The organism is Haemophilus parainfluenzae, assembly GCF_014931375.1.
Lineage (GTDB): Bacteria > Pseudomonadota > Gammaproteobacteria > Enterobacterales > Pasteurellaceae > Haemophilus_D.
The window spans coordinates 1,558,594-1,581,201 of the sequence record NZ_CP063117.1 but is presented as its reverse complement, the minus strand read 5'-3'; the positions used below and the strand labels follow the sequence as shown (position 1 = coordinate 1,581,201).

General features: G+C 37.7%; 21 protein-coding genes and 1 pseudogene. 10 read left to right on the top strand and 12 right to left on the bottom strand.

Going from position 1 to position 22,608, the window contains the following annotated elements; translation table 11 throughout:
• Positions 1–27: 27 nt before the first annotated feature.
• The 5 genes from rsxC to INP95_RS07625 form a co-directional block, all read right to left on the bottom strand.
• A complete protein-coding gene (rsxC, locus tag INP95_RS07645; RefSeq protein ID WP_197560457.1) occupies positions 28–2,337 on the bottom strand; it encodes an electron transport complex subunit RsxC in 2,310 nt (769 codons plus the stop codon).
• Between the two features lies 1 nt (position 2,338).
• The gene (rsxB, locus tag INP95_RS07640; RefSeq protein ID WP_049365523.1) at positions 2,339–2,923 is read right to left on the bottom strand and encodes an electron transport complex subunit RsxB; all 585 of its coding nucleotides are present in this window, start codon (positions 2,921–2,923) and stop codon (positions 2,339–2,341) included.
• Positions 2,924–2,993: 70 nt separating this feature from the next.
• Positions 2,994–3,572, bottom strand: a complete 579-nt coding sequence (gene rsxA / locus INP95_RS07635; RefSeq protein WP_032804147.1) for an electron transport complex subunit RsxA — start codon at positions 3,570–3,572, stop codon at positions 2,994–2,996.
• A 101-nt stretch (positions 3,573–3,673) separates the two neighbouring features.
• The gene (gene yccS / locus INP95_RS07630) at positions 3,674–5,827 is read right to left on the bottom strand and encodes a YccS family putative transporter (RefSeq protein ID WP_070775372.1); all 2,154 of its coding nucleotides are present in this window, start codon (positions 5,825–5,827) and stop codon (positions 3,674–3,676) included.
• Between the two features lie 98 nt (positions 5,828–5,925).
• On the bottom strand, positions 5,926–6,582 hold the full coding sequence (locus INP95_RS07625; protein WP_160222239.1) for a curli polymerization inhibitor CsgI-related protein: 657 nt from the start codon (positions 6,580–6,582) through the stop codon (positions 5,926–5,928).
• A 121-nt stretch (positions 6,583–6,703) separates the two neighbouring features.
• On the opposite strand from INP95_RS07625, the gene INP95_RS07620 reads away from it, so the two are divergent.
• The 5 genes from INP95_RS07620 (at position 6,704) to cspD (ending at position 8,615) form a co-directional block, all read left to right on the top strand.
• Positions 6,704–6,973: an acylphosphatase gene (locus INP95_RS07620; RefSeq protein ID WP_080351264.1), complete on the top strand. Its 270-nt coding sequence runs from the start codon at positions 6,704–6,706 to the stop codon at positions 6,971–6,973.
• A 70-nt stretch (positions 6,974–7,043) separates the two neighbouring features.
• Positions 7,044–7,364, top strand: coding sequence for a YqcC family protein (locus tag INP95_RS09870; RefSeq protein WP_005696046.1), 321 nt, complete (start codon positions 7,044–7,046; stop codon positions 7,362–7,364).
• Positions 7,365–8,081 carry a tRNA pseudouridine(65) synthase TruC gene (truC, locus tag INP95_RS07615; protein WP_070592136.1) on the top strand — a complete coding sequence of 239 codons (717 nt, stop codon included), beginning with the start codon at positions 7,365–7,367 and terminating at the stop codon, positions 8,079–8,081.
• A 12-nt stretch (positions 8,082–8,093) separates the two neighbouring features.
• A complete protein-coding gene (locus tag INP95_RS07610) occupies positions 8,094–8,258 on the top strand; it encodes a YoaH family protein (protein WP_070592133.1) in 165 nt (54 codons plus the stop codon).
• A 147-nt stretch (positions 8,259–8,405) separates the two neighbouring features.
• Positions 8,406–8,615, top strand: a complete 210-nt coding sequence (gene cspD / locus INP95_RS07605) for a cold shock domain-containing protein CspD (protein ID WP_005696050.1) — start codon at positions 8,406–8,408, stop codon at positions 8,613–8,615.
• A gap of 79 nt (positions 8,616–8,694) precedes the next feature.
• Here the strand turns inward: cspD and matP are convergent, their stop codons facing one another.
• A complete protein-coding gene (matP, locus tag INP95_RS07600; protein WP_005696051.1) occupies positions 8,695–9,144 on the bottom strand; it encodes a macrodomain Ter protein MatP in 450 nt (149 codons plus the stop codon).
• A gap of 102 nt (positions 9,145–9,246) precedes the next feature.
• Here matP and INP95_RS07595 point away from each other — a divergent pair, with 102 nt between their 5' ends.
• Positions 9,247–11,049 (top strand): AAA family ATPase, encoded by a 1,803-nt coding sequence (locus INP95_RS07595; protein WP_160222240.1) that lies wholly within the window; start codon positions 9,247–9,249, stop codon positions 11,047–11,049.
• A 168-nt stretch (positions 11,050–11,217) separates the two neighbouring features.
• A complete protein-coding gene (gene fabA / locus INP95_RS07590) occupies positions 11,218–11,751 on the top strand; it encodes a bifunctional 3-hydroxydecanoyl-ACP dehydratase/trans-2-decenoyl-ACP isomerase (RefSeq protein WP_005698958.1) in 534 nt (177 codons plus the stop codon).
• 59 nt (positions 11,752–11,810) lie between these two features.
• Here fabA and ybaK read toward each other — a convergent pair whose 3' ends face one another.
• A complete protein-coding gene (gene ybaK / locus INP95_RS07585; protein ID WP_005696054.1) occupies positions 11,811–12,290 on the bottom strand; it encodes a Cys-tRNA(Pro) deacylase in 480 nt (159 codons plus the stop codon).
• A 76-nt stretch (positions 12,291–12,366) separates the two neighbouring features.
• Between ybaK and INP95_RS07580 the strand changes: the two genes are divergently transcribed.
• Genes INP95_RS07580 through INP95_RS07570 form a run of 3 tightly spaced genes read left to right on the top strand, consistent with a single transcriptional unit; the run spans position 12,367 to position 15,064 of the window.
• Positions 12,367–13,320 (top strand): oxidoreductase, encoded by a 954-nt coding sequence (locus tag INP95_RS07580; protein WP_197560456.1) that lies wholly within the window; start codon positions 12,367–12,369, stop codon positions 13,318–13,320.
• Between the two features lie 20 nt (positions 13,321–13,340).
• On the top strand, positions 13,341–14,648 hold the full coding sequence (locus INP95_RS07575; protein WP_197560455.1) for an NCS2 family permease: 1,308 nt from the start codon (positions 13,341–13,343) through the stop codon (positions 14,646–14,648).
• Positions 14,649–14,707: 59 nt separating this feature from the next.
• A complete protein-coding gene (locus INP95_RS07570) occupies positions 14,708–15,064 on the top strand; it encodes a DsrE/DsrF/TusD sulfur relay family protein (protein WP_005696059.1) in 357 nt (118 codons plus the stop codon).
• Positions 15,065–15,143: 79 nt separating this feature from the next.
• On the opposite strand, the gene INP95_RS07565 is transcribed toward INP95_RS07570, so the two are convergent.
• From INP95_RS07565 to INP95_RS07550, 5 genes and pseudogenes are all read right to left on the bottom strand, one after another.
• Positions 15,144–18,248 carry a type I restriction endonuclease subunit R gene (locus tag INP95_RS07565; RefSeq protein ID WP_197560454.1) on the bottom strand — a complete coding sequence of 1,035 codons (3,105 nt, stop codon included), beginning with the start codon at positions 18,246–18,248 and terminating at the stop codon, positions 15,144–15,146.
• Between the two features lie 53 nt (positions 18,249–18,301).
• Positions 18,302–18,540 (bottom strand): annotated as a pseudogene (locus INP95_RS09910) (virulence RhuM family protein); the annotation flags it as partial.
• Between the two features lie 4 nt (positions 18,541–18,544).
• A complete protein-coding gene (locus INP95_RS07560; RefSeq protein WP_197559435.1) occupies positions 18,545–19,681 on the bottom strand; it encodes an AAA family ATPase in 1,137 nt (378 codons plus the stop codon).
• A 1-nt stretch (position 19,682) separates the two neighbouring features.
• Positions 19,683–20,915 (bottom strand): restriction endonuclease subunit S, encoded by a 1,233-nt coding sequence (locus tag INP95_RS07555; protein WP_197560453.1) that lies wholly within the window; start codon positions 20,913–20,915, stop codon positions 19,683–19,685.
• A 7-nt stretch (positions 20,916–20,922) separates the two neighbouring features.
• Positions 20,923–22,476: a type I restriction-modification system subunit M gene (locus tag INP95_RS07550; protein WP_197560452.1), complete on the bottom strand. Its 1,554-nt coding sequence runs from the start codon at positions 22,474–22,476 to the stop codon at positions 20,923–20,925.
• Positions 22,477–22,608 lie beyond the last annotated feature (132 nt).

The window sequence follows — 22,608 nt, the reverse complement described above, 5'->3', positions numbered from 1 at the left end:
CTGCGTTATTCTGTTTCTTTGGCAGCTTCAGCCGCCGCTTTTTTTTGCTTTAGCTCTTGCTATGGCTGCTGCGATAGCGGCTTTTTTCGGATCAAGTGCGGTTGGATTTTCATCCGTTTTTTCGACCGCACTTTCAGTTTCATTTGTTGTAACTGCTTCACCTTGAGCGGCAGCTTTCTTGGCTTTAGCTCTCGCAATGGCTGCAGCTATTGCTGCTTTTTTCGGATCAAGTACGCTTGAATTTTCATCTGTTTTTTCTACTGCACTTTCAGTTGTATTTGTTGCAACTGTTTCACCTTGAGCAGCAGCTTTCTTCGCTTTGGCTCTTGCAATGGCTGCAGCTATAGCCGCTTTTTTCGGATCAAGTATGGTTGGATTTTCATCTGTTTTTTCTACTGCACTTTCAGTTGTATTTGTTGCAACTGTTTCACCTTGAGTAGCAGCTTTCTTCGCTTTGGCTCTTGCAATGGCCGCAGCTACTGCCGCTTTTTTCGGATCAAGTGCGGTTGGATTTTCATCTGTTTTTTCTACCACGCTTTCAGTTGCATTTGTCGCAACTGTTTCACCTTGAGCGGCCGCTTTTTTCGCTTTTGCTCTTGCGAGAGCAGCTGCAACAGCTGCTTTCTTCGCATCTTTTTCATTGGTTTGTGACGTTGTTGCATTTGTCACAGTGCCTGTATCTGCTTGCGCTTGTTGTTTAGCTAGGCGACGGGCTTTACGTTGCTCCATGAGCTCATGGTTATCTGGTAAGATTTCGCCTTTCTCAGATACGATAGTTTTTGTTTCTTTATTTGCTGCTAAACCCGCTTGTTTTGCTTTCAGGCGTTCTAATGCCGCTTTAACTGGGTCTTCACCTTTTTGTTTTGCAAGTTCTTCACGGCGAGCTTCTGCTGCGCGTTGTGAACGTGCTTTACGTTCTTGCTCCTCACGTTCCATACGAGCTTGTTTTGCTTCAAAACGGATTTTGGCTTCTTCTGCTTTTTTCGCTTTTTCTTTAATTTCCCAAATCTTGGCTTTTTCTTGTCGGAAATATTGAATAAGCGGAATATGGCTTGGACAAACATAAGCACACACGCCACATTCAATACAATCTTTTAAGCAATATTCTTCTGATTTTTGGTGATCCTCACTGCGAGCATACCAATAAAGTTGCTGTGGCATTAAATTGACAGGGCAAGCATCAGAACAAGCTGAACAGCGGATACAAGATTGTTCCGGTTCGGGTTCACCATATTCAAAATGATCGGGTGCTAATAAACAGTTTATTAATTTTGTGACGGGTGCGTTGAGATCAGAAAGTTGTAATCCCATCATTGGTCCGCCGGCAAAAACAGGGAAGCGCTCATCATATTGATAGCCAACTTGCGCCAATAAGTGATCAACCGGTGTGCCCAAGCGAACCCAGTAGTTACCTTTCTCTGAAATTTTATCACCAGTCAGTGTAACGACACGCTCAATTAAAGGCTCGTCATTAATGACCGCTCTTTTTACCGCAAAAGCTGTACCGACATTATGCATCAATACGCCAATATCGTAAGAACGTCCGCCACTTGGCACTTCCATGCCGGTAAGCAAATAAATAAGCTGTTTGGCTGCACCAGATGGATATTTAGTCGGAATAACGCGCAATTCAATATCATTTGCACCATGTAGTGATTGCTGAATAGCTTGAATTGCTTCGGGTTTATTGTCTTCAACCGCAATCACCACTTTTTCAGGACGTAAGATATAACGTAAGATGCGAATCCCTTCGATTATTTCATCTGTATAATCACGCATTAAGCGGTCATCACAGGTAATATAAGGTTCGCATTCCGCACCGTTAATAATTAAGAGTTTAACTTTCTTTTCAGCCGATTGAATTTTGGCCGCAGTCGGGAATACCGCACCACCTAAGCCAGCAACCCCTGCTTGATAAATACGATCAATGAGTTGTTCGACAGGTTGTGTGAAAAACTCTTCAAGTGGAAATTGCTCACGCCATTTATCCAAGCCATCCGCTTGAATATGAATCATATCCTCAGTTAGACCAGAAGGATGGGGCGCAACATGTTTTCCGATAAACTTTACGGTACCAGAAGTTGGCGCGTGAACAGGCAAGGTTCTTAAGCCATCACCTTGTGTTAAAGGTTGGCCTTTAAGCACATAATCGCCCTCTTTAACTAATACATTTCCTGCTGTGCCGGCATGTTGTTTAATCGGCACATAAAAATCATGAGAAAGTTCTGATTGCTTAATAGGGAATTGGTTTGATTGAGATTTCATTTCAGGAGGATGAATACCGCCTTTAAAATCCCAAATTTTGCCGGATTTAAATCTTGTTAATACATCAGCCATATTATTCCGACTCCCCAACCACTAATTTTTTCTCGATTTCTGTGGTGTTTACAACCGGAATGACTAATTTAGGATCAAATTTCCAGTTCCAATTATCAATATCTTTTTTCACTTTAATCATGGAAATACAATCTGTCGGACAAGGTGCAACGCAAAGTTCACAGCCAGTACAGAGATCAGGAATAATAGTATGCATAGCTTTATTTGTACCAATAATGGCATCAACAGGGCAGGCTTGAATGCATTTGGTACAGCCAATACACATATTTTCATCAATAAAGGCTACCATTTCTTCAGGTTCAGCGACATCATCCATTGCAGGTACATCAACGCCCATGATTTCGGCAATTTTTACGACTGTTGGACGACCACCTGGCACGCATTTTGTGATAACGTCACCATTAGCAATCGCTTCAGCATAAGGCTTACAGCCAGGATAGCCGCATTGCCCACATTGGCTTTGCGGTAAGATGGCATCAATTTTTTCGACGATGGGATCTGCTTCGACTTTTAATTTAATCGAAGCAAAACCTAAAATCGCACCAAAAATTAAAGCGAGAACGGTTACTGAAATTAAGATAAACATTATTTTTTAGTGTTATTCCAAAATAATCCGAGAAAAATCACTGTTACAGTAATAAACATTAAGAGATAAATCATTTTACTAATCCGGCGAAGCCCATAAAGGCGAGAGACATCAAACCGGCCGTAATTAATGCGATAGACGAGCCACGAAATGTAATAGGCACATCTGCAGCAACAAGGCGTTCACGCAATGCGGCAAATAAAACTAAAACCAGCGCAAAACCTAAAGAGGCGCCAAAACCATAAATAACGGATTCGGTTAAATTGTGTGCCAAATTGACGTTTAATAATGCCACACCGAGTACCGCACAGTTTGTGGTAATCAGTGGTAAGAAAATCCCTAGTAAGCGATAAAGTGATGGACTCGTTTTATTGATTACCATTTCAGTAAATTGAACCACGACGGCAATTACTAAAATGAACACTAATGTGCGCAAGAAGGTGGCATTTAGTGGCATTAAAATATAATTATCGACTAAATAAGAACACAATGAAGCTACGGTTAATACGAACGTCGTAGCAAGCCCCATACCAATCGCCGTTTCAATCTTTTTGGATACGCCCATAAATGGACAAAGTCCTAAGAATTTGACCAAAACAAAGTTATTGATTAATGCGGTGCTGATAATGAGTAGAATGTAATGTGTCATTGCGTCTAAATTTATTTTACATAAGTGGCGTATTATCTCTATTTATCGCACTGAGAACAATAAAAAATTTGGGGTAGTGCGGTCAGTTTTTCCTTTGTTTTTTATTTGGTAATCGATTCTTTCTGACTATGTTGGAAATAGCGATATAGCTGCGGTAGCAATTGAGAAATCAAATTAAGCTGCTGATATGGTAACGCAAAGACCGCATTGTTTTTAGTTTGCGTTTCATCCCATTGAATTTTTTTTAGGCTCTGTTCAATACTATTTTGGAGCTTTTCAAAGATTTCTGGACGAAGCTTTTCAATATTTTCCAGTGCATATAAAACCTTTTTCGCAACAGGATAAAAATCTGACAAAAATTCGGTAGTTTGTTCTAATTGCGCCATTTTATTGCGATAGGCCCCTAAAGCAGAAATATAGCTCAATAAGGAATAATTCATTTTTAACAAGTCAAAACCTTCCTGCAAATAAGCCTGATATTTCTTCGGTTCGTTGTTCATATTGGAAAGTGTGGTACTTAATGCTGCCGCATATTGATGGGCATTACGGCGTGCAATACGGTATTTTAAATTATCGCTTTTACCAAATTGCAGTTGGCTAATAATGTGCAAGAAATATTGTGCATCACTTTGAATCGCTTGACGGCTCACTTTATCGAGTTGCAGATATTTCCAATCCGGCCATAGATAAGAAACGGCAAACCATGCAATGGCTGAACCTAATACAGTATCAATGAGGCGAGGAAAGAGCGCTGATTGTGTGTCAAATCCCATTACATCGAAACTGATCAATACTTGCAAGGTAATAAAGAACGTGGAGAAACTGTAATTATTACTTCGGAAGAAGAAAAAGAGCGTACTGGTCACCACCATTAAGCCTAGTTTCATCTCTAATGTTGGGTTGAGATATGGCAATAAGGAGCCAATAATTACCCCTAAAATCGTGCCAATAATACGCTGGCGTAATCGTACTTTGGTTGCAGAATAGTTTGGCTGACACACAAAGACTGCAGTAAGTAAAATCCAGTACCCCAAATTAAATTGGAAAAATTCAACAATTGCGCAACACAAAAATACCACGATAGACAAACGTACAGCATGACGGAAAAGTGGTGACTCAAAAGTGAAGTTACTTCCAATAACAGAAAGAATATTTTTTAAGCCCGTAATTTGTTCGGTATGGATCTGTGCAGTTTGCTCATTTTCAGTAGTTTCTTGCTCAAGCTGACGTAACTGCCAGTTAATGCTTTGCAGGTTATCAATAAGTGTTTGAAGGGCAAGCAACACATTGTTTTGATTGGTATGTTCTTTACTATAAAGCTCAAGGGATTGAATTGTCCCCATTAATGCTTTTTCTACGCGAATATTATAGTGATAAGGCGTATTTTGACGCAGGCAAGCCGTAATATCGTGACAGGCTTGCGCTTGTAATTCGAGCAAGCGCTGAATACGGAAAATTAAATCTGTATTTTTGAGTTGTTCTGCAATTTGTCGATAATCAAAATGTGTCGAATTTGCACGCTCATGAATGTCTTGCGCAGCAAAATAATAGCGGATCATGCGTTGTGTGCGAGCATGGCGATGTTGCCCACGAATACGATAGAAAAGAGCTGTTCTCGCTTGATTGAAGGCATCCACCACATTGGTGTTTTTCATCGCAAAATTAAGGTGTTTTTTCTCGATTTCATCAATCTCATCAGGATCAAAAAATTCTGATTTTGCATCTAGATAATTGCCTAAGGCACAAAACGCTTTTGCCACGCTTTCTTGTACTGGACGGTTTGGGAAAAAGAGATAGACGATGATGGTCACAATACTGTAAAGCAAAGTACCTAATAAAATCATCACCGGATTAATAAACCAGCTTGCAGAATTATCTGGTGTATAAGTGAGAGTGGTATAAATGGCTACCACCAGCGTACCAAACGCAATGGTTCGATAACGTTCACCCACGGCGCCAACCATCGTAAATAAAAAGGTGATGATGGTCATCAGCAATACGTATTGAATGGGTTTACCAATATTGAGTTGAACGATAAAGGTTGAAATAGAAAAGGCAATTAATGTGTAAAAAATATTTTTTAATCGCCCAGTTAGACGGTTATCTAAATCCACTAAACCGCCTGCAATAATCCCTAAAATTAAGGGCATAGATTGCGTAGAAATATCAAAAAACCAGACGCCAAACGCTGCGATATTCACTGCAATAAAAATAGGTATTGAAGCGATTACTTTTGCATTAAGCCATTGATTCATGTTGATATCCTTGCTTATTATTTTATGACTAAAAAATGGATGATAAAAAAGTGAGCGGGGAGGCTCACTTCTTTATCAAAGTGCGGTTAAAAAAACGATTATTTTTGTTTTTTTGCCCAGTTTAAGAAACGAGTTTGAGTTTCTTTATCTGCTTGTTGGAACCAGTATTGTAATTGTTGTTCTGCAACGTTTTCACCTTGAACAACCACTTTGCCTTTTGTTGCTTTTCCTGATGCTGCAGGCATCATACCTACTGCCGGTGCCGCTAAAGCTGAAACCGCTGCTGGTGCATTAGATGCATTATACTCAGCAAGGTCGTTAACAATATTCGCTGATGGGAATAAACCTTCTTGTTTTAAGGTATCCACTTTAGCATCAATCACATTACCTGATTTAGTTTTAACGGTAATTTGTGGTTGTGCATTAAATTTTTCGCCATCTTCTTGAGAACGAATTTTTTCTGCAGATACCACAACATCATCAGCCGTACCTTTGAAAGTCACAATAACAGGGTTAGACTCAAAAAGTCCTTGGCTAGAACCGGTACCGACGATCTCACCTAAACGTACCACAACCTGTTGTGTTTGGTCAGCTTCAGCATTGAATGATTTTTTTTCTTTTAGAAGGGATTTGCTGGCTTTTTGGCCATTGATAGCAAGAAACTCAAGGTTCGATGAGGTGGTGACCATGCCGGCTAAGCTGCTCGCACTGACTGCAAGGGCAACAACACCTAAAGCAAACTTACATAATTTCATAATTACTCCTTTTATTTTTTGAATGAAATTAGATGGTTGTAATGCTATGCTAAATTTTAAAAAATGGGAATAGGAAAGTGCGGTTAATTTTTAAAAAGTTTTTGTAACAAAGGAGCAAATTATGGCAAAACGATTTGTCGTATATGGGCGAGTACAAGGTGTCGGGTTTCGTTATTTTACGTGGAAAGAAGCAGAGAAAATTGGTATTAAAGGCACGGTAAGAAATTGTACAGACGGAAGTGTCGAAATCATTGCGGAAGGCAATGATGACCAACTGCAATACTTTTATGATTGGTTAAAAGTCGGGCCAAGAACTGCAACTGTTGAACGGGTCTTAGTCGATTATATTGAAGATAAACGGTATTCTGACTTTTCGATTATTCATCGCTAAAACTGACCGCACTTTACAGTGTGAATTGATGCTCGTAGAATACGCCGCTTGTTTATAAATAGGGGAAATCATGCGTAATCAAACAAAACTTCATCTTCAACAATTACAACTTGCTATGCAAAAACTTGATTTATGGCAAGCGGTTCCACCTTCACAAGATGCTTTTTTAAGTGAAGAGCCTTTTGCTATTGATACCATGTCACCAGAAGAATGGTTGCAATGGATTTTTATTCCAAGAATGTTTGCCTTACTTGAAAGTGGCGCTGAGTTACCTTCAAAAATTGCGGTGTCGCCTTATTTAGAGGAAGCGTTTAAAGAAGCAGAAGAAGATTTTTTAGTTGAATTATTAACGCCGTTACGTGAATTAGAAGCCTTATTACAAAATCAATAAATGTTAGAGATCTTATATCAAGACGAATATCTTGTCGCCGTTAATAAGCCTGCAGGTATGTTGGTACATCGCAGCTGGCTTGATACTCATGAAACGCAATTTGTGATGCAAACCTTGCGCGATCAAATCGGGCAACATGTTTTTCCTATTCATCGATTAGATCGCCCCACCTCAGGTGTTTTGCTGTTTGCTTTAAATAGTGAAATCGCAAATTTAATGTGTCAGCAATTTGAACAGAAAACGGTGCAAAAATCTTATTTGGCGATTGTACGAGGGTATTTGCAAGGCAAAGGACAGATTGATTATCCCCTTAAAATCCAATTAGATAAGATTGCAGATAAGTTTGCACAAGAAGATAAAGCCCCTCAAGAGGCGGTAACAGATTATGAGGGCTTAAACATTGTGGAAATGCCTTATGCGGTAGGGCGTTATCAAACCACTAGATATTCCTTGGTGAAGCTCATTCCTCAAACAGGCAGAAAACATCAGTTACGACGTCACATGAAACATATCTTTCATCCTATTTTAGGGGATACACAATATGGGGATTTACATCAAAATCGTGCATTGACGGAACATTCAGGCTGTCAGCGTTTATTTTTACACGCAGATACACTTATTTTTGAACATCCTATTTATTCAATAAAAATAGAAATTAAAGCTAATTTAGATGAACAATGGATGAAAGTGATGGAATTATTTAATTGGTCTATTTAACGAGAAGAAATAATGTTAGATATTAATTTAACCCACGAAGAGCAACAAAAAGCAGTAGAGCAAATTCAGGAATTAATGGCACAAGGAATTAGCAGCGGTGAAGCCATTCAAATTGTGGCAAAAGCATTGCGTGAAATTCATCAAAAAGGTGAGAAAGAAGCTTCTGACAGTAAATAAATAAAAATTTTTGTGATCAATGTATCATTTTTAAAGTTTCCTTGTTGCATAAAAAAATAAAATGTTTGAATATATTTCCAATTGAGGTGATAAGGCATGAGTCTTATTGTTTTTAAGTATTAAGGGCGAAGCCTATAGAGGTCTACTATGGAAATTGGTGTAGTAAAATGGTTTAATAACGCAAAAGGATTTGGATTTATTTCTGCAGAAGGCGTGGATACAGACATCTTTGCACATTATTCAGCAATTGAAATGGATGGTTACCGTTCATTGAAAGCGGGACAACGCGTGCAATTTGAAGTGATTCACGGCGACAAAGGATCTCACGCCACAAAAATAATTCCGATTGCGGAATAAGCGAAACGCTAAAACGTTTCAAAATTTTCTCTATTTAGCATAATCAAAAGCCAAGGTTTCGGCCTTGGCTTTTTTCATCTTATTTATTGAGCAAGTTTTTCAAACCGGCTTTCATTGCTGTCATTTGGCTTTCATATAATGCTTTGCTTTCACGTTCATCAATCATATAAGTGATGGTTTCAGAAAGTGTCATTTTCATTTTTCTTGAATATTTAGACAAACGAAGCCAAACGCCATATTCTAAATCAATAGATTTTTTCTTCGTTGATTGTTTTTCTGCATTAAAAAAGCGTTTACGTCTTGCACGAATAGCCTGATCAAGCTTAATAGGTAAATCAAGAGAAAGGTGATTTTTAATCCATTCCTCGATTTTTTCAGGATAATTCTGACATTCTATTAATTCTTGAACTTTACTTTCTTCTAAGCTTTTTTCTTCGTAACGGGTAATTTTTTCCCCTTCGCGATGTTTGCGAATGAGATAAATCCATTTCCAGTTTGCTTCTTGGTTTTCTAATTTTTGATATTTCATCGTTTTATTATACTTTTTAGTGACGTGGTAACCTCATAAATATACGCTGTTTAAATAAATTTTTCCAGTAGATTTTTATAACGGATTTTCACTCAGGGTGAAGTGTGCGATAATACCGCTAATTTAATTAAAGCGAGATATGTCGTGACTTCAACATCTTCGGAACAAGCCTTAAATTGGCAAGCCTTACAACCAGAATTATCGATTACTGAACTTTCAGCTGAAAAGGCTGATTTTTGGTCATTACAAAAACATGCCACAAAAGCGATTTCGTTATTCTTAAAACAACCTCGTCGTTCTTTGTTGATTTTAAAAGCCGATGACCAAGCAGAATATGCCGATTTATTAACTGAACTTATTCGCCAAGAACAGCCAAAAGAGCGGTCAGTTTTTGGGGTGAATTATGTAGTTGAGCAGGGGGATTCTTTTTCTTTCCCTCGTATTTATACTGAGCCAGCTCAATCACTTGCGGATAATTTTGCCGCACAAGGTGATGTGTTGAAGGCATTACACGCTGATCAATTTACCCTTTTTGGTAGTGTGCGTGTTCATCCTAGTTCGCAAGATATTTTGCTTACACCAGGTTTAGTGCATCAAGCCAATGGTGGCGTTTTGATTTTAAGTGCAGCAACGATGCTAAGCCAATTTGATTTATGGCAACGCTTAAAACATATTTTACAAACGCAAACTTTTGATTGGTATTCAGCCCATCCATTTAAAACCTTGCCTTGTGATATTCCAAGTTATCCACTTAATTTAAAAGTAGTGATTTTAGGCAACCGCACTGAAATTGCGACCTTAGGTGAGTTAGAAGAAGATCTTTACAGCTTGGCTGATTACGCGGAAATTGAAAGCTATTATTCTGTTGCACAACCGAAAGCACAAGAAAATTGGGCTAATTATGTGTTGGCATTAGCCTCAAAATATGAGCTCGATTTAGATTTAACTGCATTAAATAAACTCTATCAGTTACTGGTGCGTGAGAGTGAAGATCGCTTTTTAATTAACATTTCACCGTTAAAAACAACAGAAATGTTACTCAACGCTGCGACGTTGTCACAAAAACAAACTTTAAGTGCGGTTGATTTTGAGCAAGCTTTTAAACAAAAAAATGAACAGCACGGTTTTTTACGTGAACGCACTTATGCGGATATTCTCAATGAGCAAATTTATGTGGAAACCAACGGCGAAATTGTTGGGCAGATTAATGGCTTATCTGTGATTGAATATCCGGGTACCCCCGTTTGTTTTGGTGAACCTTCTCGTATCAGTTGTTTAGTGCAGTTTGGTGATGGTGAAGTCGTGGATGTGGAGCGTAAAAACGAATTAGCGGGTAACCTTCACGGAAAAGGCATGATGATTTCTGAAGCGTGCTTGGCGAGTATCTTAGAGTTGCCATCACAGTTACCATTTTCTGCTTCTTTAGTATTTGAACAGTCCTATGGAGAAATTGATGGTGACAGTGCGTCTCTAGCTATTTTCTCTGTATTAGTCAGCGCGTTATCCGATTTGCCATTGCCGCAAAATATTGCGATTACCGGTACCATTGACCAATTTGGTTTAGTGCACGCAGTAGGTGGAGTGAATGATAAAATTGAAGGCTTTTTCACTATTTGCCAACGTCGTGGTTTAACGGGTAAACAAGGGGTGATTATTCCTGCAACAACAATTCAGCAATTAAGTTTATCTGACGAAGTGGTTGAGGCGGTGAAAAATGAGCAATTCTTTATTTATCAAGTCGAGGATATTTATCAAACAGCCAAAATCTTATTTGACCGCGATTTATTGGAAGAGAAAGAAGAATATGCGAAGGGTAAAGAGCCTATTGCGCGTCTAATTCAAAATCGGATTGCTTTCCGTTCGGAAACGCCGAAAAAAAGCTGGTTAGATTTCTTTAAATCTTAATTTCTTAAAAGCGAACCTTGTGTTCGCTTTTCTTTTATCTTAATTTCACTGACTGATCCGACAAGTTGAGCTAACAAGTGTTCGCTGTTTACATTTCTTATAAATCCTCATAGAATCCTTACTTATTGGTTGTAACCAAGCAAAACTATATATACAAGGAAATAAAAAATGGAAAACACCTGTACACCAAACATTAAAAGTAGCTACACCTATGAAGATTTATTAGCTTCTGGTCGTGGTGAATTATTTGGTAAAGAAGGCCCGCAACTTCCAGCACCAACGATGTTGATGATGGATCGCATTGTAAAAATGACCGAAGACGGCGGTGCGTTTGGTAAAGGGTATATTGAAGCGGAATTAGATATTCATCCAGATTTACCGTTTTTTGGTTGTCACTTTATTGGTGACCCAGTCATGCCTGGCTGCTTAGGCTTAGATGCGATGTGGCAATTAGTCGGTTTCTTCCTTGGCTGGGTAGGTGGTAAAGGTAAAGGCCGTGCATTAGGCGTTGGTGAAGTGAAATTTACCGGACAAATCTTACCAACCGCGAAAAAAGTGGTATATCGCATCAATATGAAACGCGTAATTAACCGCAAGTTAGTGATGGGAATGGCTGATGGTGAAGTGGAAGTCGATGGTCGTGTTATCTACACTGCAACCGATTTAAAAGTTGGCTTGTTCCAAGATACATCAAGTTTCTAATTTAAATAAACACAACATCATAAAAAAAGATAGCCCGATTTACTCGGGCTTTTCTTTTTCTATTCTTCGTCAATAATATCGACAAATTCGGCATTTAGTAATTTAGCCAAATCTTGTGGGGCCAATTCGACGCTTAATCCACGTTTACCGCCTGAAACAAAAATCGTATCAAACTCAAGTGCGGTCGAATTTATCACTGTTTTTACACGTTTCTTTTGCCCTAATGGACTAATGCCACCAACTAAATATCCCGTGCTTTTTTGTGCCGCATCTTTATCGGCCATTTCCACTTTTTTTACACCAATGGATTTTGCCGCTTTCTTTAAACTCAACATATTTGCCGTGGAAAGCACAAAACACGCTAATTTTTTCTGATCACCATTTTCAGCGACTAAAAGTGTTTTAAAGGATTGGTGCGGATCAAGCCCAAGTTTTTCAGCGGCTTCATCGCCAAAATGCGTATTGTTAGGGTCATGATCATAGGTATGGAGAGTAAAAGGAATTTTATTTTTCTTTAGTAAATCAATTGCCGGTGTCATCTGATTTCCTTATGTATTTATGCGTCTTTTTTCTGTAGAATGAATCGGTTCAGAATATTTTACAGCGGAGAGAAAAATGGACGCAAGCCTAAATATTGCTATTGCAGCAGAATTTGATCTATGTGAAAAAATTACCGAAGCCCTTGAACAAAGTGAGCTAGATGTAGGCAAGGTTTCAATTGTAGAAATTTATCCTTTTGAAGAAGAGCAAGCGGTACGTTTTCGCAATAAAGCGGTTGCTCAATTAGCCACTGATGAGATTGAGTGGGATAGCGTTAATTATCTTTTCTTCGCAGGCCAAATTGACCAAGCCCCCTTATTAGCTCAAGCCGCAGAAAGTGGCTGTGTGGTGATTGATTTAAAAGGGATTTGCTCTGCATTATCTGATGTTCCTGTTGTTGTCCCAACAATCAATGAAGAAAATCTGACTGAGTTAAGACAACGTAACATTGTGAGTTTACCCGATCCACAAGTGAGTCAATTAGCTTTATCTCTATTACCAATCGTTCAACAAACAAATTTAACTCAAGTCTTTGCAACGTCACTTTTACCGGCTTCTTATACAGATGGTGAAACCGTGAATAAACTTGCTGGACAAACCGCTCGTTTACTGAATGGTATGCCATTAGAAGAAGGTGAAACTCGTTTTGCCTTTGATGTGTTTCCACAACAAGCGGCTAATTTAAATCTGCAATTGCAAAAAATCTTCCCGCAGTTAGACAATGTAATTTTCCATCAAATTCAAGTGCCTGTCTTCTACGGAATGGCACAAAAAGTGACCGCACTTTCAGATTATGAATTTGATTACCAGCCACAACAAAGCGAATTGGTTGAATTACACGATAGCCTTATTACACCTGTGATTAACGGTGAAAACGAAAATGGTGAAGAAAGCGTGAAATTACATATCAGCCAACAAAGTGCGGTTGAAAATGGTATCGAATTTTGGACGGTAGCTGATGAGCAACGTTTCAATATTGCCTTGTTAGGTGTGAAATTACTTGAGTCGATTTATCACCAAGGTTATTAATTTAAGTTAAGGGGAAGACAATGCAACAATCTTTACTTGAACGCCTTTTTTCCATTAAAGAAAAGGGTAGTACGACCAAAACCGAAATTATCGCTGGTATCACCACCTTCTTTACCATGGTATACATCGTGTTTGTAAACCCATCCGTATTAGGTGATGCAGGAATGGATAAGCAAGTTGTTTTTGTGACCACTTGTTTAATTGCCGCACTCGGCACCATTGCGATGGGATTATTCAGTAATTTACCTATCGCTCTTGCACCTGCTATGGGGTTAAATGCGTTTTTTGCCTATGTGGTAGTTGGCAAGCTTGGTTATTCTTGGGAAGTGGGCATGGGCACCATTTTCTGGGGCTCGATTGGTTTATTTGTTCTCACCTTATTCCAAATCCGTTATTGGTTAATGGCTTCGATTCCGCTTTCATTGCGCGTGGGAATTGGTGCAGGTATCGGCTTTTTTATTGCCTTAATTGGCTTTAAAAATATGGGATTGGTTGTAGCGAATCCTGCAACCTTAGTGGCATTAGGCAATTTGCATGACCCGAAAATTCTGCTGGGTGTATTAGGTTTCTTTATTATCGTAGTTTTAGCTGCACGTAATATTTTCTCTGGTGTTTTAATTTCTATCGCGGTAGTGACTGGTTTAGCGCTTTTAGTTGATGATCAAGTCACTTTCCACGGCATTGTTTCTATGCCACCAAGTTTAGGCGCGGTTGTGGGTAAAGTCGATATTGCTGGAGCTTTAGATACAGCATTACTCGGCATTATTTTCTCCTTCCTTTTAGTCAACTTATTTGACTCATCAGGCACCTTATTAGGTGTAACCGATAAAGCGGGTTTCAGCGATGAAAAAGGTCGTTTCCCGAAAATGAAACAAGCTCTTTATGTGGACAGCGTGAGTGCGGTAGTCGGTTCTTATATTGGCACATCCGCAATCAGTACTTATATCGAAAGTGGTGCAGGGGTTTCAGTCGGTGGTAGAACAGGTTTAACAGCAGTAACAGTTGGTGTTTTATTCTTACTTACTATTTTCTTCTCGCCACTAGCTAGTGTCGTACCAGCTTATGCAACAGCTGGAGCTTTAGTTTATGTGGGGATTTTAATGGCATCCAGTCTTATTCGTGTACACTGGGATGATTTAACTGAAGCAACACCTGCTTTTATCACCGCTGCGATGATGCCATTTACCTATTCTATAACTGAAGGTATCGCATTTGGTTTTATTAGCTATTGCGTTATGAAGGCATGTACAGGTAGAATACGCGAGGCCAATGCCCCTGTGTGGGTAGTGTCTTTACTGTTTGTAGCCAAGTTCGTTTGGGTTGGCTGATTTCATAAAGGCATAATTATTACGCCTTCATTTTTATAGTATTGTAACAAGGAGTGCTTATGCAAAATATTCTTTTTATTGTCAATGATTCCACATATAGCGGAGAAAAAACGTTCAACGCTGTTCGTTTCGCCATCAATATGAAGGAAGAACACAGCAAGGATGTGAATATTAAATTATTCTGCTTTTCTGATGCGATTTTATGCGGTATTGCTGGGCAAAACCCAAATGAAGGTTTCAATATCCAACAACTTATCGATATTTTAGCGGCACAAGGTGCTGAAATTAAATTATGTACCAGCTGCGTAAAAGCACGTGGTTTATTAGATGCTAAATTAATTGACGGCGTGACCCTTGGTACTTTAGATGATGTTTCTGAATGGACATTATGGGCGGATAAAGTTTTAACGTTCTAATTTCTGATAAAACTGACAAAATAAAAAGGTGTAATCAATAGATTGCACCTTTTTAATTCTATATGGTCGGTTTAAGTTTTTAAACCTCGCCACCAATCCCAACAAACTTCTCAACAAAGGCAACGATCTTTTGAAAAATGCTTTGTTTTTTCGTGAGATATTGCGGATTAAGCGGACTCATTTTCGGTAGGGCATCATTTAAATCCGTACCTTGTTCACTAGCATATCCGCGTTTTAAGGATACGTTAATATAACGCTTCGCGGCATCAATATTCAGCCCTTCACTGCTAATTAATTCGTCAGCTTCTTTCTGTTGCTCTTTTTGAGCAAATTGGAAGAAGGACTCAATAATACCGGCTTTATCGACAATGCTATCTAAGTCAGTTTGATTGATAAAATCTACGATTAAACTTTCTTTGGCGCGATTACCTAGGCTCGCTCGGATTGTGGTTCGAATTTCATCAATCAGCTCAGTTTTATTTTTCATTTTTTTGTTGTGTTCAAAAATCAATTCTAAGATGTAATCTAGGTTGATTTCTTGGGATTTTAATAAATCCACTTCAAACACCACATCGTCCCAATCAATAGTCGATTTTGCTTTTTCCTCGCCATCTTTTTGACGACGGAGCCAATCCCGAATATCGTTGTAAGTTGAACGGTAATTCTGAATGCTACGTTCGCTTGGCATATCAATAGGTTGCATTTCAGCAAAAGCTTCATCCGTTAAATAATATTTTTCTTTAAAGGCTTCAACGGCTTTTGCATCACTGGTATCGAGTGATTGAAATGCTTGTAAAGCAGCGAACTCATCATAGTTTTGCAGAATATTTTCAACCCGCAAATATTCACCAAATAATTTTACAAAGTCTTTCTTATCTTTGTCCGTTTGAATTACATCTGGATCAGGGAAGCGTTCTTGCAACTCAGCAATAATCTCTAGATACCCACGACGGGCTTCACCTGCATCGGTAAAGCCTTCCATATATTCTTGGTAACTTTTTTCTAATACAATATTACGTGTATTGGATTTACCGAAAAGGGTAATCGCATCAATGGTATCTTGTTCCAAATCACGGAAAGTGACGATATTGCCAAAACTTTTGGTGCTGTTGTAAATACGGTTTGTACGAGAATAAGCTTGAATCAAACCATGATAACGTAAGTTTTTATCTACAAATAACGTATTTAAGGTTGGGGCATCAAAACCGGTTAAAAACATTCCAACGACAATCAGTAAATCCACTTCTTTGTTTTTGACGCGTTTGGCGAGATCTCGATAGTAGTTTTGGAACGATTTAGTGTCTACATCATAATTAGTTTTAAAATAGCCGTTGTAATCATCAATAGCCGATTTTAAAAATTCCTTAGCAGAGGAATTCATCGCCTCCACTTCAAAACTTTCATCGACAATATCGCCAATCGCATCTTGCTCTTCATTCGCGGCAAACGAAAAGATTGTTGCAATTTTAAGTGGATTTTTGACCGCACTTTGTAACTGTTTAAACGTTTGATAATAAGCTTTGGCTGCATCCACGCTACTTACCGCAAACATCGCATTAAAACCATTGTTACCCGCATTAAAGCGATGGGTCTTTTGCTTGAAATTATCTAAAACATATTGGGCAATTTGCTCAATACGTTTAGGTTGTAAAAAGGCTTGTTTTTTCTCAAGCGCGGTCAGTTTTTCAAGATTTTTTTCAGTTTCAATACTCTTAAATTGTGGACGAACATCATTGTAATCCACTTTAAATTTCAGCACTTTTTCATCACGAATCGCATCGGTAATAATGTAAGAATGAAGTTTAACGCCAAAAACACTCTCTGTTGTTTCTGCACCTAACGCGTTAGTTAGAAAAATTGGTGTGCCGGTAAAACCAAATTGATAGTATTTTTTAAATGTTTTCTTTAGATTTTTTTGCACTTCACCAAATTGAGAACGATGGCATTCATCAAAGATAAACACGACCTGTTTATCGTAAATCGCTAATCCATTTTCCGATTTCATCAGATTATTGAGTTTTTGGATGGTGGTGACAATGATCTTATTGTCGTCTTTTTCGATATTGCGTTTTAATCCAGCCGTACTTTCCGAACCATTTACACTATCAGGTGAAAAACGCTGGTATTCTTTCATGGTTTGATAGTCCAAATCCTTTCTATCTACCACGAAAAATACTTTTTCAATAAAGTCTAATTCTGTTGCAAGGCGTGCCGCTTTAAAGCTTGTGAGCGTTTTGCCGGATCCGGTGGTGTGCCAAATGTAGCCGCCATTTTCTTTATTTTCTTTATTTTTCTGATTGTTAGCTAGATATAAACTTTTTATTTTCCATAAAATACGCTCGGTGGCGGCTATTTGATATGGGCGCATAATCAATAGGGTATCAGAAACATCAAACACGCAGTAATTTACCAACACATTGAGCAGAGTAGTTTTTTCCAAGAATGTCTTCGTAAAATCCTTTAAATCTTTAATTAGAGTATTTTTTGCCGTTGCCCAATTCATTGTGAAGTCGTAGCTGTTCTTATCGCGTTTGGTAGTGTTGGCAAAATAGCGAGTATCCGTGCCATTAGAAATGACAAAAATCTGAATATATTTGAAGAGAGAATTTTCTTTATTGAAGCTTTCTTTGCTGTAACGATGAATTTGATTAAAGGCTTCACGAATAGCCACGCCACGTTTTTTTAATTCAATATGTACAAGCGGTAAGCCATTCACCAAAATGGTCACATCATAACGATTATCATATTTACCGGTTTGTTCAAATTGATTGATGACTTGCAGGGTGTTATTGGCAAGATTTTTCTTATCTAGAAGATAAATATTCTGAATGCGTCCATTATCAAACACAAAATCATAAATATAATCATCATGAATTTTACGGGTTTTCTCAATCAGACTATCGCTCGGTTTATCTAAATATTCCTCTAAAAAACGTTGCCATTCCGCATCGGAGAAAACTACGTTATTCAAGCGTTGTAATTGTGCCCGTAAATTTTTAACCAATGCATCATGATTATTGAGACCTTGTAAATACCCATAGCCTTGTGCCCGTAAATCACGAATCAACTCACGCTCAAGGCTAGCTTCTGTTTGATAACCAGCATTGGGTTCCTCCACAAACTTATTATATTGATCTAAAACGATAAAATGGTTGGATTCGGCGATGCTTTTGTATTGAGTCATGAATGTTCCTTAATTATGATTTTTTGCATTTTCTAAATCTTCAGTATCTATCTGAAATCTTTTACTTGACATTGTTTACTATATTTGGCAGTTATCAAGTAATCCTTGATAACTGAATTTTCATCTAATTCATTGTCTTCTAATATATTTTTATATGTAAGGCGATATTTTGTACAGCGGTGTCAAAAAGTTCGGCAAGCTGATTTTGAGCTAGTCAAGCCTCATTTTCAACAACTAATAAAGCAACGTGAGATTTGACATCATCGGTGTTATAGATGATTAAGTCGTTCATATTTTTACTCTGTTGTATTATCAGTTTGTGGCTCTTTAATATTTTCTTCTATATAGAAACCATAATTATTAATTAGATGTTCAAGCAGATATTTAACAATTTTCTTTTCGGCATCTGTTGGTTCAGCGATTATTTCATTTGATAATGTAGAATGGCTAGTAAAATTAATAATGCGATCGTAGTAACTTTTCTTAGCATCACTGGGCAATAGTGTTGACCATCTTGAATAACCAAGAAAATTGGCTGTTTTTTCATATAAATTGCGTAACAGCATAAAATGGTACTTCTGAATATCTTTAGCATTAACTGTTTCAAGTAATTTTTTCAAGAAAAGATGGTAAGAAAAGCTCTTGTTAGAATCTCCTTTTTTCTCTTCAAGTTCAAATGTGTTGTCTTCGTTTTTTCTTAAAACAAACCCAGATTTTACTCCCAGCTCATTGTATAAAACATTATAAAATAAAGGATTGTGTGTTGTGATAACAAATCTAATATTGGAGCTTTCCTTGACTAATTCCGCTAAATCAACAGCTAATTGAATAAGATGATTTTCATCTAATGAACTTACTGGATCATCAATAAAAATATATTTAAGCTCATCAAATTCATTAGTAGTGCGTTCACTAGGTTCTGAAATATTTAATTCAGCAACAACCTGTTCAATTAACGTATGAAAAATACTCCAAATAAAATTACTTTCTTCCCCCTTCGATAGTTTTATATTTTCTTCAGGCGTATCATCTCCACGCGCAAAACTGAATGTAATTTGATTATTTTCAATATCAAATTTAGGCATAAGTTTTTCATCACAATAATGATGAAATTTTCCAATTACTTTACCTTCATCCCCTTGATCTTTAATCAACCAATTGATGAAAGAATTTGGTTGAATCTTTAATTTTGGTTCAATGTCATTAAGTAGATCATTATCCCAATAGAATAAATCTTCGGTAAATGCATTGAAATAAAGTATTTTTCTTTGTGTGGTCTCATCTTCACCATCATGCTTTTTTTGGGGGGCAATCAGATTTTTAAAGGCTTTTGATAAACGGGTTTTTCCAGTTCCATTAAAGGCGTAAATTAGATTAACCTTTTTCCCAGAATCTCTTAACTGTTTTGCAATTTCGTCTAAACTTTTAGTCATATTATTCTCTGCCTGGGAAATTCAATAATAATTCCCTGTAATATTCATACCGCTTTTGGTTTTGCTCAATCGCCAAAGGCAAGCCTTCAGTGATAGAGTTTGTGAGGGTTTCAAATTTATCTAGAATTGAAACGATACGTTGTTGTTCTCCGATTGGAGGGACTGGAACAATACATTTATTTAAAATATCATAGGAAATAAATGGTTGTGATGCCTTGTTTGCTTTATCAATAAAGTTTTGTGAGAGCAAAAGATAGTACGCATATCGAGAATTAACATTATCATTAATTTTATTACAAATGATACCATTGTAAGTGACGAAATGTTTGCCTTCAGCCCAATTAACTATTCCTGCATAAGCTCCAATATGTCCAATAACAGGAGCATCTTCACTGTTATATTCATAGTGAGATCCTACAATTCCATTACTCCCATAAACTGGATATTCACCACCAATGGTTGGTATTTTATTTCCAATACCATATTGAAACTTATATATTTCATTTAAATGTAACCATTGAATGTTAGAAGTACTAAAAAGTTTATCTTTATCCACTTTTTGTTGTGATGAATTCTCTGAATCATTATGAGAAAGTAATTTTTCTCTATAGTATTCATACTGCTTCCGGCGTAGTGTAAGCTCGCTGGTAAGCTCGCTGGTAAGCTCGCTGGTAAGCGCTGTTAATGCGTCCAAAATTCGAACGATTTCGGTTTGGACGGAGAGTGGGGGGATGGGGATTTTGATTTTCTTAAATCTTGCTTTAGAAATATTGAATCTTGTTACTCCACTGGCTGATTTCACAATCTCTTTGCGAATAGAGAGTGTTCTAAATAGAAATTTAGAAAATTCAGGTAACAACTCTACATCATCATTAAATCTCAATCCAAATGAAAAACTATTTAAATAGATTTTTTGTTCTGTTTTTGTTGTAACAGCAGAAGACATACCTGCTTCTTCAGCGGTTTCCGAAGAACCAGTAAACAAGACATCTCCATATTTTATGGTATATTGTCTTTCATCATCAGACACATTTACGGCTTCAAGATTATTAAAATCAACTTCAATGTTATTGAAAATATTTTTGTAAGGTACATAAAGAGCATTTCCATTTTCAAAGTCAGCTTTGCCTTTTCCTGTTAGCCCACCATAAATAGAAGATATTTCATCGAGAGTTTTCCACTCAACCTCAGCCCCATTCAATAATTTTTCTAAAAAAGTGCGGTTGTTTTTCATGGTGTTTTTATCCCTCAATCTCCGCCACAATCTTGTCAATTTCTACACGCAAGCGGTCGATATTAGCAACAGTTTGTTTAATTTCAGCGTTGAGTTTATCGATATCGATCACTTCTCGGGTGTCTTTTTGTTCTACATAAGAACTCACCGCAAGGTTGTAGTCATTTTTAACGATGTCTTCAAAGAACACGGATTTGGCTAAATGTGGTACATCTTCTTTATCGGCAAACAGTTTAAGAATTTGCTCAATATGTTCCTCTTCCAAAATATTGTTATTGGTGGCGGATTTAAATAAACCGCTAGCATCGATAAATTGGGTTTGAGTATTGGGTTTATGTTTGGAAAGCACCAAAATATTCACCGCAATACTGGTGCCGAAAAAGAGATTTGGCGCTAAGGCGATCACTGTTTCCACATAGTTATTATCTACCAAATATTGACGAATTTTTTGTTCCGCACCGCCGCGATAAAAAATGCCGGGGAAGGAGACAATCGCCGCGCGGCCTTTTGCTGAAAGATAACTTAACGCATGCAAAATAAAGGCAAAGTCCGCTTTGGATTTTGGTGCAAGCACGCCGGCAGGGGCAAAGCGTTCATCGTTAATTAGCGTCGGATCGTCTGAGCCAATCCATTTCACGGAGTAAGGCGGGTTAGAAACGATAGCATCGAAGGGTTTATCCTCACCAAATTGCGGATTCATTAAGGTGTTGCCAAGGGCGATATCAAACTTGTCATAGTTGATGTTATGTAAAAACATATTCATACGAGCGAGGTTGTAAGTGGTGTGATTAATTTCCTGCCCGAAGAATCCTTCTTCGATGATGTGTTCATCAAATGGTTTTTTCGCTTGCAACAATAAAGAACCGGAACCGGCCGCAGGGTCATAAATTTTATTGACCTTGTCTTGTCCATATAAAGCCAGTCGGGCAATCAGCTTGGAAACACATTGTGGCGTAAAGAACTCGCCACCTGATTTACCGGCATTTGCGGCATAGTTGGAAATTAAAAATTCGTAAGCATCACCGAATAAATCAATATGATTATCTTCAAAGTCACCAAAATCTAACTCGGCAACGCCTTTTAATACAGCAGCTAGACGGCTGTTTTTATCGGCAACGGTATTGCCCAGACGGTTGCTGGTGGTATCAAAATCGGCAAATAAGCCTTTGATATCCTGTTCGGAAGGGTAACCAGTAGCGGAGTTTTCGATATCTGTAAAAATGCTTTTTAGATCTGTATTTAAATTCGGATTAGTATTGGCTGTTGCCACGACATTTTTAAATAGCTGGCTTGGGTAAATAAAATAGCCTTTTGCTTTGATGGTGTCTTCTTTGATTGCCGCAATAATAGGGTCATTATCATTAAAAGTAGAATAATCAACGCTATCATCACCACCTTTAATATAGTTGGCAAAGTTTTCGCTGATAAAACGATAGAAAAGCGTACCTAAAACATATTGTTTAAAATCCCAACCGTCAACAGCACCTCGCACATCATTAGCGATTTGCCAAATGCGGCGATGAAGTTCATCACGTTGTCGTTGTTGAATTGCAGCTGCCATAAAATCCTCAGAATATTTTGTGTAATTATTAAGTTATAAATGTTCAAAATTATACAGGAAATAAATAATAACTAAATGAATTTCTGTGGGAATTCCTCTACAATAAGAACATACTAATGTTTCCAAAAAAAA

What these genes read in the sequence shown, in the direction of transcription:
- truC (WP_070592136.1), top strand. Translation starts at nt 7,365, where the DNA reads ATGTTAGAGATCTTATATCAAGACGAATATCTTGTCGCCGTTAATAAG.
- INP95_RS07580 (WP_197560456.1), top strand. Translation starts at nt 12,367, where the DNA reads ATGGACGCAAGCCTAAATATTGCTATTGCAGCAGAATTTGATCTATGT.
- INP95_RS07570 (WP_005696059.1), top strand. Translation starts at nt 14,708, where the DNA reads ATGCAAAATATTCTTTTTATTGTCAATGATTCCACATATAGCGGAGAA.
- ybaK (WP_005696054.1), bottom strand. Translation starts at nt 12,290, where the DNA reads ATGACACCGGCAATTGATTTACTAAAGAAAAATAAAATTCCTTTTACT.
- INP95_RS09870 (WP_005696046.1), top strand. Translation starts at nt 7,044, where the DNA reads ATGCGTAATCAAACAAAACTTCATCTTCAACAATTACAACTTGCTATG.
- INP95_RS07620 (WP_080351264.1), top strand. Translation starts at nt 6,704, where the DNA reads ATGGCAAAACGATTTGTCGTATATGGGCGAGTACAAGGTGTCGGGTTT.
- rsxA (WP_032804147.1), bottom strand. Translation starts at nt 3,572, where the DNA reads ATGACACATTACATTCTACTCATTATCAGCACCGCATTAATCAATAAC.
- INP95_RS07575 (WP_197560455.1), top strand. Translation starts at nt 13,341, where the DNA reads ATGCAACAATCTTTACTTGAACGCCTTTTTTCCATTAAAGAAAAGGGT.
- INP95_RS07560 (WP_197559435.1), bottom strand. Translation starts at nt 19,681, where the DNA reads ATGACTAAAAGTTTAGACGAAATTGCAAAACAGTTAAGAGATTCTGGG.
- rsxC (WP_197560457.1), bottom strand. Translation starts at nt 2,337, where the DNA reads ATGGCTGATGTATTAACAAGATTTAAATCCGGCAAAATTTGGGATTTT.
- cspD (WP_005696050.1), top strand. Translation starts at nt 8,406, where the DNA reads ATGGAAATTGGTGTAGTAAAATGGTTTAATAACGCAAAAGGATTTGGA.
- INP95_RS07625 (WP_160222239.1), bottom strand. Translation starts at nt 6,582, where the DNA reads ATGAAATTATGTAAGTTTGCTTTAGGTGTTGTTGCCCTTGCAGTCAGT.
- fabA (WP_005698958.1), top strand. Translation starts at nt 11,218, where the DNA reads ATGGAAAACACCTGTACACCAAACATTAAAAGTAGCTACACCTATGAA.
- matP (WP_005696051.1), bottom strand. Translation starts at nt 9,144, where the DNA reads ATGAAATATCAAAAATTAGAAAACCAAGAAGCAAACTGGAAATGGATT.
- INP95_RS07550 (WP_197560452.1), bottom strand. Translation starts at nt 22,476, where the DNA reads ATGGCAGCTGCAATTCAACAACGACAACGTGATGAACTTCATCGCCGC.
- INP95_RS07555 (WP_197560453.1), bottom strand. Translation starts at nt 20,915, where the DNA reads ATGAAAAACAACCGCACTTTTTTAGAAAAATTATTGAATGGGGCTGAG.
- yccS (WP_070775372.1), bottom strand. Translation starts at nt 5,827, where the DNA reads ATGAATCAATGGCTTAATGCAAAAGTAATCGCTTCAATACCTATTTTT.
- rsxB (WP_049365523.1), bottom strand. Translation starts at nt 2,923, where the DNA reads ATGTTTATCTTAATTTCAGTAACCGTTCTCGCTTTAATTTTTGGTGCG.
- INP95_RS07610 (WP_070592133.1), top strand. Translation starts at nt 8,094, where the DNA reads ATGTTAGATATTAATTTAACCCACGAAGAGCAACAAAAAGCAGTAGAG.
- INP95_RS07565 (WP_197560454.1), bottom strand. Translation starts at nt 18,248, where the DNA reads ATGACTCAATACAAAAGCATCGCCGAATCCAACCATTTTATCGTTTTA.